This window comes from Vibrio sp. Vf1514, from assembly GCF_052076135.1.
Taxonomy (GTDB): domain Bacteria; phylum Pseudomonadota; class Gammaproteobacteria; order Enterobacterales; family Vibrionaceae; genus Vibrio; species Vibrio furnissii.
In genome coordinates this window covers 296,548-309,250 of the sequence record NZ_CP197268.1, presented here as the reverse complement: position 1 = coordinate 309,250, position 12,703 = coordinate 296,548, and the positions used below count along the sequence as shown (strand labels likewise).

13 protein-coding genes and 1 pseudogene are annotated in these 12,703 nt (G+C 51.1%); 8 read left to right on the top strand and 6 right to left on the bottom strand.

Features of this window, described 5'->3' with window-relative positions; all coding sequences use genetic code 11:
* Positions 1-9 precede the first annotated feature (9 nt).
* Positions 10-1,581, bottom strand: coding sequence for a maltose ABC transporter permease MalF (gene malF, locus ACS18Q_RS16175; protein ID WP_038151870.1), 1,572 nt, complete (start codon positions 1,579-1,581; stop codon positions 10-12).
* An 81-nt stretch (positions 1,582-1,662) separates the two neighbouring features.
* Positions 1,663-2,844, bottom strand: a complete 1,182-nt coding sequence (malE, locus tag ACS18Q_RS16170) for a maltose/maltodextrin ABC transporter substrate-binding protein MalE (protein ID WP_038152314.1) — start codon at positions 2,842-2,844, stop codon at positions 1,663-1,665.
* A gap of 738 nt (positions 2,845-3,582) precedes the next feature.
* Here malE and malK point away from each other — a divergent pair.
* Complete coding sequence (gene malK, locus ACS18Q_RS16165) at positions 3,583-4,707, top strand: maltose/maltodextrin ABC transporter ATP-binding protein MalK (protein ID WP_014258045.1); 1,125 nt, start codon at positions 3,583-3,585, stop codon at positions 4,705-4,707.
* A gap of 37 nt (positions 4,708-4,744) precedes the next feature.
* Here the strand turns inward: malK and ACS18Q_RS16160 are convergent, their stop codons facing one another.
* The 3 genes from ACS18Q_RS16160 to ACS18Q_RS16150 all read right to left on the bottom strand — a co-directional run bounded on the left by ACS18Q_RS16160 (position 4,745) and on the right by ACS18Q_RS16150 (position 6,763).
* The gene (locus tag ACS18Q_RS16160; RefSeq protein ID WP_441257989.1) at positions 4,745-5,101 is read right to left on the bottom strand and encodes a hypothetical protein; all 357 of its coding nucleotides are present in this window, start codon (positions 5,099-5,101) and stop codon (positions 4,745-4,747) included.
* A gap of 26 nt (positions 5,102-5,127) precedes the next feature.
* Positions 5,128-6,042: a curlin gene (locus ACS18Q_RS16155; protein ID WP_441257988.1), complete on the bottom strand. Its 915-nt coding sequence runs from the start codon at positions 6,040-6,042 to the stop codon at positions 5,128-5,130.
* A gap of 70 nt (positions 6,043-6,112) precedes the next feature.
* A complete protein-coding gene (locus ACS18Q_RS16150) occupies positions 6,113-6,763 on the bottom strand; it encodes a curlin subunit CsgB (protein WP_238795955.1) in 651 nt (216 codons plus the stop codon).
* A gap of 311 nt (positions 6,764-7,074) precedes the next feature.
* Here ACS18Q_RS16150 and ACS18Q_RS16145 point away from each other — a divergent pair, with 311 nt between their 5' ends.
* The 3 genes from ACS18Q_RS16145 (at position 7,075) to ACS18Q_RS16135 (ending at position 8,800) form a co-directional block, all read left to right on the top strand.
* Positions 7,075-7,491: a curli production assembly/transport protein CsgE gene (locus tag ACS18Q_RS16145; protein WP_238529605.1), complete on the top strand. Its 417-nt coding sequence runs from the start codon at positions 7,075-7,077 to the stop codon at positions 7,489-7,491.
* Positions 7,492-7,585: 94 nt separating this feature from the next.
* The gene (locus ACS18Q_RS16140; protein WP_143680084.1) at positions 7,586-7,948 is read left to right on the top strand and encodes a curli assembly protein CsgF; all 363 of its coding nucleotides are present in this window, start codon (positions 7,586-7,588) and stop codon (positions 7,946-7,948) included.
* A gap of 18 nt (positions 7,949-7,966) precedes the next feature.
* Positions 7,967-8,800, top strand: coding sequence for a CsgG/HfaB family protein (locus ACS18Q_RS16135; RefSeq protein ID WP_004727657.1), 834 nt, complete (start codon positions 7,967-7,969; stop codon positions 8,798-8,800).
* Between the two features lie 94 nt (positions 8,801-8,894).
* Here the strand turns inward: ACS18Q_RS16135 and ACS18Q_RS16130 are convergent, their stop codons facing one another.
* A complete protein-coding gene (locus tag ACS18Q_RS16130) occupies positions 8,895-9,800 on the bottom strand; it encodes a DMT family transporter (RefSeq protein ID WP_038151867.1) in 906 nt (301 codons plus the stop codon).
* 97 nt (positions 9,801-9,897) lie between these two features.
* Here ACS18Q_RS16130 and ACS18Q_RS16125 point away from each other — a divergent pair, with 97 nt between their 5' ends.
* The 4 genes and pseudogenes from ACS18Q_RS16125 to ACS18Q_RS16110 all read left to right on the top strand — a co-directional run bounded on the left by ACS18Q_RS16125 (position 9,898) and on the right by ACS18Q_RS16110 (position 12,676).
* Positions 9,898-11,319 (top strand): PLP-dependent aminotransferase family protein, encoded by a 1,422-nt coding sequence (locus tag ACS18Q_RS16125; protein WP_441257987.1) that lies wholly within the window; start codon positions 9,898-9,900, stop codon positions 11,317-11,319.
* Between the two features lie 72 nt (positions 11,320-11,391).
* Positions 11,392-11,793: pseudogene (locus ACS18Q_RS16120) on the top strand (DUF2391 family protein); the annotation flags it as partial.
* Between the two features lie 94 nt (positions 11,794-11,887).
* Positions 11,888-12,421: a spermidine N1-acetyltransferase gene (gene speG, locus ACS18Q_RS16115; protein WP_014258038.1), complete on the top strand. Its 534-nt coding sequence runs from the start codon at positions 11,888-11,890 to the stop codon at positions 12,419-12,421.
* Between the two features lie 3 nt (positions 12,422-12,424).
* A complete protein-coding gene (locus ACS18Q_RS16110) occupies positions 12,425-12,676 on the top strand; it encodes a Rho-binding antiterminator (protein ID WP_004727652.1) in 252 nt (83 codons plus the stop codon).
* Positions 12,677-12,703 lie beyond the last annotated feature (27 nt).

Genomic DNA, 12,703 nt, shown 5'->3' with positions numbered 1-12,703 from the left:
TCGCTCCTCTTAATTCTGACTGACTTTAGTGAAACGTAAGTTGATGAGTGCCAGTGCACCGACCAACAGGAAGATCAGCGTTGCAATCGCACTTGCCAGACCGAAGTCTTGACCACCTGCGCCTTCAAACGCGATACGGTAGGTATAGCTCACCAAAAGGTCGGTATAACCTGCTGGCTCCGAGGTGCCGATCATGTTCGGGCCACCAGCGGTCAACAATTGGATCATCACGAAGTTGTTGAAGTTAAACGCGAAGCTTGCAATCAATAGCGGTGTCAGCGGTTTAATCATCAGAGGCAGCGTGATCTTCTTGAAGTTCTGCACAAAGTTCGCGCCGTCAATCGCTGACGCTTCGTATAAATCTTCCGGAATAGCTTTCAACAGGCCCATACACAGAATCATCATGTAAGGGAAACCCAGCCACGTGTTGACGATCATCACCATGGATTTCGCCAAGAATGGGTCTGAGAACCAAGCTGGGCTGATCCCAAACAGCGCTTGTAGCACCATGTTGATTTCACCAAAGCTTTGGTTGAACAAGCCCTTAAAGATCAGAATCGAAATGAACGCCGGCACCGCGTAAGGCAGAATCAGCAGCACACGGTATACCGCGCGGCCTTTCAGCTCTTCCCACTGCACCACACTCGCCAGAATCAGACCGATGATGAGCGTAAAGATCACCGTCAGCACGGAGAACACAACCGTCCAGATGAAGATGCTGATAAACGGCTCTTTGATGCCATCATCTTTCCACACACGTTCGAAGTTGTGTGTTCCGATAGAGACCACAAAACCTGGCGACACCGTGTTGCCCACAAACGCGCCGTTTTCATCGATTGGCTGGTAGAAACCCAGTTCCATATTCGGGCGCAGCGTTTCACCGGTGCGGTTGTTGTAAAGCGTTTCACCATCCTCTTGCATGGTGTACAGCGGAACGACCGCCGCAAACTTACGCAGGCCACTCATGCGAATGTCATCGCCCGATGGGAAGTGCAAGTCCAATCCGCCCAGCGCACTACGATTGCTGATGATGGTTTTAATCGGTTCTTTCTCACCGCTCATGGCGTCAATCGGAGCAAGGTCTAGATCCGAAGGCACATTGGTAATAGAGAACGCCGGGGTTGCGTACAGTTTGTCACCATCTTCAATCGAGATGCGGTAACCATCTTCTGTGCTGTAGAGATGAAATGAATAACTTTCTCCGCTTTGGAACGTACGGTCCATCAGGACAGATTGTGCACGCTCGTAGGAGAGTTGGTTTTTGGCGCTGTAGTTGGTAAACGCCAGGTTCACCGTATAGGCTAATGGGAAAAGGATGAATAGGATCATCCCGGCGACACCTGGATAGATATAACGATGCGCGTATGTTTTCTTGCTGCCGAAAATGTAGAGCGCAAGAGCGGTTAGAATCAGGGTCAGCAAAGCAAAAGCCAGCTCACCGCGGGAATACATTAGAATCGTTGCATAGCCATTCACGATACCCACTGCGCCTAATACGGCCCATTTGATGAATGCGCGCTTGTTGGCCGGGAGTGTCGTTGCTGGTGCTGACATCGCCTCTGTACCTTGAATTGACTGCATAGAACAACCTGCTAGCGAAATAAAAAAATGGGAAAATAAGGAGAGGTTGCCCCCTCCTCAAAATAGTTGACGAAGGATGGTTTATTTCGTCATTTGTTTTTCTGCGTCTGCCAGAGCAGCGTCTACAGTCTGGCGGCCATCAACGACGTTGATAATGGCGTTTTTCGCTGCGCCCCAGAATGCGTTCATTTGTGGAATGTTCGGCATGATTTCACCGTTCATGGCGTTATCCATGGTCGCTGCGATACGTGCATCTGCATCCAGTTCACGTTGGAATGAGTTCAGTGCAACCGCGCCCAGTGGCTTGTCGTTGTTCATCGCACGCAGACCGTCGTTAGTCAACAGGTAGTTCTCGATGAATTCAACAGCCAAATCACGGTTTGGAGACGCTGTGCTGATACCCGCAGTCAATACACCCACGAATGGTTTAGAAGACTGACCGTTGAATTTCGGCAGCGTGGTGACACCGTAGTTGACGCCTGATTTGTCGATGTTGCTCCAAGACCAAGGACCATTGATGGTCATCGCCGTGTTGCCTTTGATGAACTGCGCTTCAGACACTGAGTAATCCATGTCCGCAGAGATCACGCCGCTGTCCACCAAGCCTTTCACGAAGCTCATCGCTTCTTTCACGCCTTTCTTGTCGATACCCGCGTCTTTCACGTCGTAGCCGTCAGAGGTGTATTTGAATGCGTAGCCGCCATCAGCAGCCATCAGAGGCCATGTGAAGTACGGTTCTTTCAGGTTCCACATGATTGCAGACTTGCCGTTTTTCTTCAGTTTCGCGTCAAGCGCAGCCACTTCTTCCCAAGATTTTGGTGGGTTTGGCACAAGGTCTTTGTTGTAGATCAGAGATAGCGATTCAACCGCAACTGGATAGCCGATCAGTTTGCCGTTGTATTTCACAGCATCCCACGCGAAATCAACGATGCCGTCTTTCACTTTTTGAGATGGCTTGATTTCAGCCAGCAGGCCAGCTTCAGCGTAACCACCGAAACGGTCGTGAGCCCAGAACACGATATCAGGACCATCACCCGTCGCAGCGGTTTGTGGGAACTTGTCTTGTAGTCCATCAGGATGCGCCACGGTCACTTTGATACCCGTGTCGGCTTCAAACTGTTTACCAACTTCTGCAAGACCGTTGTAACCTTTGTCACCGTTGATCCAGATAGTCAGTTGTCCTTCTTGAATAGCAGCGTGTGCACCAAAAGAACCAAGAGCGACCATAGTACTTAGCGCTACCGTGCTTAGGGCGTTTTTCATGTTCATATCCTTTTTATTAGTGTTGTAGGGCTCACCAGATGAGGTTTCGCCGTATTTCGCCATATATCATCAGAAAAAACGGGCTCGTCCTCATCCTCCTACTCCCTACGCCCTTTGCATTATGGCGTATTTTCGTGATCTCTATCGTTGAGAGTTCGAGACAAAAGTCACAAAAAAAACAAGGTTTGTGATCATTATCAAGTTGATGGCAATCAATAATTTGAACTCGATCAGACTTGGTGTTTCTCTCACCCCTCCACCTCCTCCTTGACTACTCCCCCTGCAAAAAAAGTGATTAGGAGGATGTATTCACTCCCTGATTCACAGAAACTGCATACATCCAAGAGTGGATGGTAAGAACCTTTCCAGTATGTCAGATAATACTGGCTTGCATCGCCGAATTGGTTTGCTGTCACAGAGGGTGCGTTCGTGGTAATTATTGTACGGGGGAGACGTGCATCTGTGTCGGGGGAAGCAAACGATTCTTGGCTTTGATGGGTGATGGTTTCTTCAGATCCTTTGTCTGAGGCATCACCCTTTCTTTTCTTACTTGCCAGCTCTTTGATGCATCAACATAAAAGGTATGTGCGGCCTGGCCGCGGAATCATTCACACTCACCAGAGCGTTGATTCACCTAAAACGTATTCCTACTGTTATTGCTCGCAGACATTTTTTATAAAAAGTTCATATAATGACGAGCAGTAATCATTAAAAAATCTTGATCCGAGGACGAGCTAGATGGCGAGTGTCACGTTAAAAAATGTATGTAAAGCTTACGGCGATGTGCTGATTTCTAAGAATGTCGATTTGGACATCAAAGAGGGTGAGTTTGTCGTCTTCGTCGGTCCATCAGGCTGTGGTAAATCGACCCTTCTGCGCTGTATCGCGGGCTTGGAAGACATCACTTCCGGCGACCTGTTCATTGGCGACCAACGCATGAACGACATCGAACCCTCCAAACGTGGCGTGGGCATGGTGTTCCAATCTTACGCACTCTACCCGCACCTCAACCTGCACGATAACATGTCGTTTGGCCTGAAATTGGCAAAAGCCGATAAGAAAGAAATCAGCAAACGCGTTGAACACGCCGCCGAAATTCTTCAACTGAGCCACCTGCTGGATCGTCAACCGAAAGCGCTGTCTGGTGGCCAACGTCAACGTGTGGCCATCGGCCGTACATTGGTCTCGCAACCGAATGTCTTCCTGCTGGATGAACCGCTGTCTAACTTGGATGCGGCGCTGCGTGTTCAGATGCGTTCTGAAATCACCAAACTGCAACGTAAACTGGGCTGCACCATGATTTACGTTACCCACGATCAGGTCGAAGCGATGACCATGGCCGATAAGATTGTGGTCCTCGATGCAGGCTTTGTATCACAAGTGGGTAAACCGCTTGAGTTATACCACTACCCACAAAACCGCTTCGTGGCAGGTTTCATCGGTTCTCCGAAAATGAACTTCATGAGTGTGACGGTTGATGAAGCCGAGAAAGAGCGCGTAAAAGTGAGCTTGTCGAATGGCTTCTCATTCTGGATTCCTGTGGATGGCACCACGGTCACACCGGGCTCTCGCATGTCTTTGGGCGTGCGTCCTGAACACTTGGTTGAAGCCGACGACGGCGATGCACGCATCGAAGGCAAAGTGATGATTGTGGAGAAACTGGGCAACGAAACTCAGGTGTACATGAACGTGAAGGGTTCTGATTCAGACATCATCTACCGCCAACCAGACACGCTCGATATCGAAGTGGGTGATACACTGACTATCGGTATTCCAGCGCACCGTTGTCACCTATTCCACAGCGATGGCCGCGCGTGCCAACGTCTGTTCCAAGAGAAAGGCGTCGAGTTCCTGAGCGAATAAGCGCAACCTTTCAACACACAAAAAACGGCCGCTTGCATCAAGGGGCCGTTTTGCATTCTGCGCCAATTGTGAGGGATTCACTTTCGCCTGCCATCGTGCCCGCCGTCAGCGTGAGCGGTAACTGCTCCGCCCCAAGGCCTAAGGTGAGCGTTGTTTGCCCTTGCAAGCGATGCAAAATCCGGCTGCCAGACGCCGAAACCACACTCACCGAACCAGAAAAACTGGCCTGACTTTCGACCGTCAGGTGCAATGTGTGCTCGTCGTCGAGGGTGCAGTCCACCTGCAATTGCCCCTCCAGTAAGGCGACATGTGTCATCTCATGCCCTTGCGCCATCGCGGCGGTTGAGAGAAGCAAAAAAGCGGCGCATAGCGCCGCTGTCTCGTGATGTGTCATAGCCAACGTGCCGTTGTCGCGCTGCGTTAGTACTGGCTGATCGCGACCGTGTTGTTGTGGCTTAAGCCCAGATTCACGTTCGCCGTATCCCCGTAGGTTTGCACCACGCTGATGGTGTTGTTGCTACTCCAGTTCACGTATACGTTCGCATCGGCATTGGCGCTGCTTTGTGTCACGTAAATGTCGTTGTCGTCACTGGCAATCAGGTCGACATCCGCAGCGTTATTTGAACCGGTTTGATTGACGTGAACGGTGTTGATGTCACTGTAAAGCACGTCTACATCCAGTTGGTTCGCGGTGCCGTTTTGCGTAAATGCCACTTCGTTGCCGTAACCGCTGTCAATCAGCACATCGGCCACGTTGTCAGTGCCTTGAACATTCCCCGTCACCATGCTGCTGTCAGCCCAATCGAGCACCACGTTAGCTTGGTTGCCTGAACCCGACGCCGCCAATGAGACGTTGCTGTCATCGGTGCCACGTTTCAGTTCAACACTGGTGGTGTTTTCCGTACCATTTTGGACCACAGAAACGGTGTCATTGTCGTAAGAGTATGCGCGACCACGATGGTAGTTGTCGGTTTTGATCGAGGCATCATTCAAATCACCGCCTTGATTGATGGAAAAGTTCGCGTTCTTCGCGCCCAATGCAGTGATGCTGCCGGTGTTGGTGTCACCCGTTTGGTTGATGGCCAGCGTAGAGCCGTCGACGTCAAACGCGCGAATCGTTGCCGCATTGTCACCGCCATTCTGATACACAGACAGCGTGTTTCCAGACGAGAAGCTGGAGTCGATCAGCGCCGAGTTACCTTGAGATGAGGAGACTTGCGTAATCGTAACAGCCGAGTCGTTGGTCAAATAAAGATTGGCCGTTGCATCATTGTTTGCCAAAGCACTGCCTGATGCCAACGCTGCGGTGATGAATAGAGCAATTTTTGTTTTCATGACATTTTCCTTGATATCATATTGTTACTTTTGAATAGACGGGAATGACAACACGTGTCGTACGCTATTATTAGTATTGCGTGACGTACACATTAATCCCTGAACCACCAATTATGGCGAGATAGTCATTACCATTTTGACTGATGCCATAATTAGAGCCACCTTTATCGACAATATAAGCTTGGTTATTATGTCCGGTTTGATTAATACTTAACGAACTCGCTGCACCGGTTTGAATAATAGCCGCCACGTTAAAGTTCCCGTTTTGATTAATCCACGCTTCATGCCCATAACCACTCTGACCAATGACTGCTTTATTCTGGTTTCCGGTTTGGGTAATTAACGCCGTGTTCGCCGAGCCTTCTTGCCAAATTGTTGCCTGACTTCTTCTGCTGTCGTGCTGAATAACTTTCGCTTTGTTGCCAGCCTGACGACCATACTGTTCAATGGTGACCTCGCCACCGATCGCATTCTCCATGGAGACTTCAGCGTAGTTATCGGCGGTGATAACATCCTCCAACTCATTGAAAGGACTTAAATCACCCATGCCAGTACCGAAGCGACCGATCGCCGTGCCACCCCACGAATACGCGACGGATGTGTCAATATCGTCGTGTGTTTGATTATTCCGGTCTTGCGACCAAGCCATGTTGGACATCATCAATAACACGATGACCTCCATCAACAGCATCATGACGTAGGCAGTTATACGGACGAACATATTTCCTCCCTTACGCAGAGAACATTGTGCTCTCGAAGAAATAGATTAATCGCGATACCGAGATCCAGCCATCAACTTTACATTAATATTTGAAAGTATTTTTTTATAATTTAGTTATTCAAAAATGAGGAAATAAACACTCATTCGCATGATAGGAATAATATTAAAACCACGACTTTAGTTTATATCTAATCAGGCAATAAAAACCTATGATTAGCGCTGAATAAAATACATTAATAATAATGGTATCAACAATGAGAAATAGAATATTACGTTCTGTATTTTTCTTCTGTTCTGCCATATTTCTGTTAATGAGTTCTCCAAGTCATGCCAATCCTGAGGATCAGGCGAGCTTGGAAAATGGCCAGCAACTGGAAAGTAATGACTCGTTGAATCTGAATGATGTGAACGGCCTCATTATCGACCGAACCATGACAGGCATCGGCAGCAATTTTTATACGGAATTTTCCAAATACATGAATGAAAGCCAGCCCGACCTGAATGAAAACTTCACGGTGAAGGAGCGAGCAACCGCCTCACAAGGCAGCATTATCACGGTTTGGCACTCACAGAAAGTGGTGTATCGCACCACGTTGTCGCCCGGCGCCAGACAAGCCCGAGAGAAAGCACAAGCCGCCGTTGCGACCGTGAGTAATTACTTATTGCGCTGGAAAATAGAACGGCTCTATTCAGACACGTTTGATCTCGACCACGACGAATTGCAGTAACAGTGAAGCACACAAGGACATCACAATGAATAGCGTAAAACATGGATGCCGCGCGCGGTGTCGCGTTCTCCCACCACGAGTGACTCACGCAGTCATGGTCAGCTTGTTCGCCACGACTCTATCTGCCCCCGCGTTCAGCTCTTCTCTGGTTTATGAGCCCGTCAATCCAACCTTTGGTGGTAACCCGCTCAATACCACACACCTGTTTTCACGCGCGGAAGCCATCAACGATTACGAGGGTAGCTCAGGCTCTTCCAGCTCCTCGTCGGTGCTCTCATCACTCACTTCCAGCTTGCAATCGCGCCTCATCAGCCAACTTTTGGCGACCGGAGAGGCCGGCAGCCTAGAAACCAATGATTATTCTTTGGTGATCACCGATAACGACGGCTATCTGACCATCACCATCACCGACAAGGCGACGGGTGAGTCCACCGACATTCAAGTGTCTGGGCTGTAACACAGGATGACATGGACCATGAAAACAGGATTGATGCTGTGTGTTGCGCTGCTGGCGGGGTGTTCAAATTCGATGTCGATTCCCGATGCCGATGAATCACCGACCCTGACACCGCGTGGCCCCACGTACAACGACTTGGTGAAGCTACCACTGCCCAAAGGCAAAATCATGGTGTCGGTGTACGATTTCCGCGATCAAACCGGACAATACAAATCGTCGCCCAACAGCAGTTTCTCTACGGCGGTTCCACAAGGCGGTACCTCCATGTTGACCACGGCGCTGCTTGATTCAGGTTGGTTCTTGCCTTTAGAGCGGGAGGGGCTGCAAAACCTGCTCACCGAACGCAAAATCATTCGTGCGGCGCAGAAAAAAGATCAAACACCCGCCAACATTGGCGACGACTTACCGGCGCTCAAATCGGCCAATCTGGTGATTGAAGGCGGCATCATCGGCTATGAATCGGACCTCAAAACCGGTGGCCATGGCGCAGGTTATCTTGGCTTTGCGGCTTACGGTCAATATCGCATGGATCAGGTGACGGTCAATTTGCGCGCCGTGGATGTGCGCACCGGCCAGATCGTACTCAGCGTTACCACCAGCAAAACCATTTTTTCGCAAGAGGTCTCTGCCAGCGTCTTTCGCTACATCGCTTATCAAGATCTGCTGGAACTCGAATCAGGCTACACCAATAACGAACCGGTCAATATCGCCATCATGTCGGCCATCGATTCCGCGGTGATTCACATGGTGGTCAATGGCATCAAGCGCGGCTTGTGGCAACCGGCAGATGAAGCGCAGCTCAAGAACCCGATCATTCAGCGCTACTCTGATGAAACGGTCGCGATCCTTTAAGCCGCCGCGATTCTTTGAGCAGTCATCACGACAAAGCCCCGTATCCACGGGGCTTTTGAATATCGAGTCGCCAATGGTGCGTGTTCGACCGCGGTTAACTGTCTTGGCGAAGCGCAACTGGCATGTTGCGGCGCAGCAACACTGGTTTTTTCACCACCAGATAGACTGCCATCGCCGCCATCGCAAACCCCAGCACGCCAAGGGCATCAAACGATTCGCCAAAGCAGAGCCACGCCTGCAGCGCCGTGGTCGGTGGCACCAGATAAAACACAGAAGCAACGCTTGATGAAGCGCCGTGCTCCACCATGTACAACAGCAGCAAAATGGCGATACACGACAACACAACCACGAGCCACGCGAGCGTCATGATAAAGGTTGGCGTCCAATCCACCTGCATGGTTTCAAAACTAAACGCCGCAGGAATCAGTAGCGCGGCCGCCGCCACATACTGCACCAAAGCCCCGCCAATCAAGTCTACGCCCTGACAAAACTTCTTCTGATACAACGTCCCCAGCGTAATGCCCGTCAATGAGATGAGACACATGCCAATCGCCGCCCATTGATGCGCGTCCGATTGCCACTCCATGTTCCCCAGCAGCACACAACTAATTCCCGCAAAGCCCAATCCCAACCCCACCCACTGCGCCAGATTCAAACGCTCGGTCGCCATACACACCAAAAGCAGCGCGGTCAAAATCGGTTGAATGCCCACCAGCAGTGACGTCAGCCCCGCGGGCATGCCCCAGTAAATCGCCTGATACGTACCGCCCAGATAAAGGCCGTGAATCAACAGCCCCGTCACGCAAGAGTGCCAGAACGATTTGCCCGTCGGCACGCGGCGTTTGAGCACAGCAATCAGCCCGGCAAACAGCAACACGTTAAACACCATCCGCAAGGTTAAGAACGTCATGGGCTCCGCGTACGCCAACCCAAAGCGAGCGCCGACAAAGCCGGACGCCCAAAGCACCACAAACAGGAACGGAATCATTTTGACAAGCATGGAAAAATCTCTGGAGTTCTGAGTCACAATGACGTTACTTTAGTTGGGTACAGAAAAACTAAAAAGGCACAGTTGATAGCGTTTTAATGGGTACAGAATGAAAGACGATTGCAAATACAGTGATGTGGAAGCGCAGCTGCGCCAGTCGATGGAAGATGGCCTGTTTCAAGCCCACGACAAGCTGCCCTCGATTCGGCAATTGAGTGAGCGCCAGCGGGTTGGCAAAAACACCGTCATTCGTGCGTATCAAGAATTGGAAGCGCAAGGCTGGGTCTATGCCGTGCCGCGCTCGGGGTATCGCGTAGCTGAACGGGCCTTGAAAACCGAGACACCTTCCCATGCGCCATCGCGCGTTGATTTGTTATCGATGTCGAAATCCATTTTGACGCAGCCGATCATTCAACACGACATGCCAGCCGGCTCGGCGCATCCCGACACCGATTCGCCCGCCATTCGCAGTTTGTATGCAGAAATTGGCCGCCACAGTCGCCTACAAACCCACATGCCCTGCCACTATCAATTGCCACCGGGTCACGATCAACTGGTGCGCCAACTGCGCAAAATCACGCGCGATCTCGGCATCGATGCCCAGCGGAGTGACATCGCCATCACGCACGGCGGCCAGCAAGCGATCAGTTTGGCACTGCGCGCCTTGACGCAGCCCGGCGATATTGTCGCGGTGGAATCGCCCTGCTACTTCGGCACCTTATTGCTGCTGGAATCATTGGGATTGCGTGTGATTGAAATTGCGTGCCATCCCGCCACCGGCATCGATATCGACGCTCTGCAAGATGCCGTGACCCGCTGGCCAATCAAGGCCTTGTTGGTCACGCCCAATTTCAATAACCCAACCGGGGCGCAAATGCCCTTGAGCCACCGCCAAGCGCTGCTTACCGTGACGCGCACGCTGCCCATTATCGAAGATGATGTGTTTGGCAGCCTAGGGTTTGATGAGCCAATTCCCAGCCTCAAAGCGCTTGATACCGAAGAGCGCGTGATTTACCTCAACTCGCTGTCTAAAACCCTCGACTCGCGCCTGCGCATCGGTTGGATTGTGGCTGGTCGTTACTTGCCGCAAATCGAAAAGGTACTGCTGAGTGAAAACATGGGCAGCCTCAATTTAATGCAATCAGCGGTGGCCGAATTTCTCACCACAGGCAAATACCGCACGCACCTCGCCCGCATGCGCCGTGTCTATCAGCAACGGCAACAGCGTTTTGCGCGCTTGTTGCACCAAGCGTTTCAGCAACGGCCTGCACTGGCCGGGCGCTATCATCTGTCGCGCCCGGACGGCTCGTTTCTGTGTTGGCTGACGTTGCCGCACACGGTGGACACCTACCACATTTATCACGCCTGCTTGGCAAAGAAAATCAGCCTGTTACCCGGTCATTTGTTTGCCACCCAAGGCCAGTTCAATCACTGCATTCGCTTTAGTGTCGCGACCCTCAACGATGACGCAACGTGGCTGCGCAGCTTGACGGTGCTCGCGGCGCTCATCGCCGAGCAACTGCAATCTTGACGTGGCGAAGCTCGCCAAATGCGCCGAGTCAGCGTACAGTGAAAAGAGCAACAGAATCAGCAGCCTGGGAAAACATCGATGAAATTCAGTTTTAATTTGGAAGATGCAGGACAAGTTTGCGTGGGCGCATTTGCGCTTGCCGTACCCATCTCGTTTTCAGAAGAAGCGTGGCAACTGGGCACCTCGCTACCGCTGCCCAACCTCCTGTTATTGCTGACGCTATCGCTGGGTTTCTTGGGCGTCTTTGCCTATGGCAGCGTCTTTCAAAGCAACATTCGCGCGCGCATTCCGGTGTTCGTGTTTCGCATCTTAATTGCCTACGTCATCACCGCTTTGGTGGTCGGGTTTGTGCTGCTGGCGCTGGATAAACTGCCGCTGCTGGATGAACCGCTGGTGTCGCTCAAGCGCATTATCGTCATCGCCATGCCAGCCTCGATGGGCGCCATTGTGGTCGACAGTTTCGACAAAGAATAATTCGTGGTAACGGCTTGTTTTGCCATCAATCGGCGCTATATTCGTTATCCGATACGCCCCATCATGAGTCAGGATGAGAACATCAGGAATCGTTATGAAACATCAATTAAGCCTCAGAGCGCTTGAACGCGGCGATTTGCGTTTTATCCATAACCTGAACAACAACCGCAACATCATGTCGTACTGGTTTGAAGAGCCTTACGAATCATTTGATGAGCTGGAAGAGTTGTATAACAAACACATTCACGACAACGCAGAGCGCCGCTTTGTGGTCGAAAATGACGACAAAGAACTGGTTGGCCTCGTCGAGCTGATCGAAATCAACTACATTCACCGTAGCGCCGAATTTCAAATCATCATCACGCCGGATCACCAAGGCAAGGGATTTGCGCGCACGTTGATCAATAAAGCGCTAGACTATTCGTTCACCATTTTGAACCTGCACAAAATCTACCTGCATGTGGCAATCGAGAACGAAAAAGCGGTGCATTTGTATGAATCGTGCGGCTTTGTGGAAGAGGGGCATTTGGTGCAGGAGTTCTTCATCAACGGTCGCTACCGCGACGTGAAACGCATGTACATTCTGCAAGAAGATTACATCAACAAAGTCATCAACAAAGACGAATAAGCGATGATTTCCTGCAGCCAATACGACGCCATTGAACTGGCCTGCGTCTACCAATTTCCGGTTGCTGTAACGCTGCTCAACGGCGACGTGGTGCAAGGCATCGCCAAAGGCACCGGGTACAATGCCGAGCGCCAAGAGTGTTTGGTGCTGCAGCAAGCCGAATGCGAGCGTTGGGTTGAAACCGCCACGCTGCGACGCATGCAAGTTCTGATTGAAAACCCGCATCTCAGCGACATTCACTTTCAGCAGCAATAAAAAAACCGCGCTACGGCTAAGCCGTAT

Coding starts and splice junctions, on each gene's coding strand:
- malK (WP_014258045.1), top strand. CDS start 3,583: ATGGCGAGTGTCACGTTAAAAAATGTATGTAAAGCTTACGGCGATGTG.
- ACS18Q_RS16150 (WP_238795955.1), bottom strand. CDS start 6,763: ATGTTCGTCCGTATAACTGCCTACGTCATGATGCTGTTGATGGAGGTC.
- ACS18Q_RS16160 (WP_441257989.1), bottom strand. CDS start 5,101: ATGACACATCACGAGACAGCGGCGCTATGCGCCGCTTTTTTGCTTCTC.
- ACS18Q_RS16155 (WP_441257988.1), bottom strand. CDS start 6,042: ATGAAAACAAAAATTGCTCTATTCATCACCGCAGCGTTGGCATCAGGC.
- speG (WP_014258038.1), top strand. CDS start 11,888: ATGAAACATCAATTAAGCCTCAGAGCGCTTGAACGCGGCGATTTGCGT.
- ACS18Q_RS16130 (WP_038151867.1), bottom strand. CDS start 9,800: ATGCTTGTCAAAATGATTCCGTTCCTGTTTGTGGTGCTTTGGGCGTCC.
- ACS18Q_RS16110 (WP_004727652.1), top strand. CDS start 12,425: ATGATTTCCTGCAGCCAATACGACGCCATTGAACTGGCCTGCGTCTAC.
- ACS18Q_RS16125 (WP_441257987.1), top strand. CDS start 9,898: ATGAAAGACGATTGCAAATACAGTGATGTGGAAGCGCAGCTGCGCCAG.
- malF (WP_038151870.1), bottom strand. CDS start 1,581: ATGCAGTCAATTCAAGGTACAGAGGCGATGTCAGCACCAGCAACGACA.
- ACS18Q_RS16135 (WP_004727657.1), top strand. CDS start 7,967: ATGAAAACAGGATTGATGCTGTGTGTTGCGCTGCTGGCGGGGTGTTCA.
- ACS18Q_RS16145 (WP_238529605.1), top strand. CDS start 7,075: ATGAGTTCTCCAAGTCATGCCAATCCTGAGGATCAGGCGAGCTTGGAA.
- ACS18Q_RS16140 (WP_143680084.1), top strand. CDS start 7,586: ATGGTCAGCTTGTTCGCCACGACTCTATCTGCCCCCGCGTTCAGCTCT.
- malE (WP_038152314.1), bottom strand. CDS start 2,844: ATGAAAAACGCCCTAAGCACGGTAGCGCTAAGTACTATGGTCGCTCTT.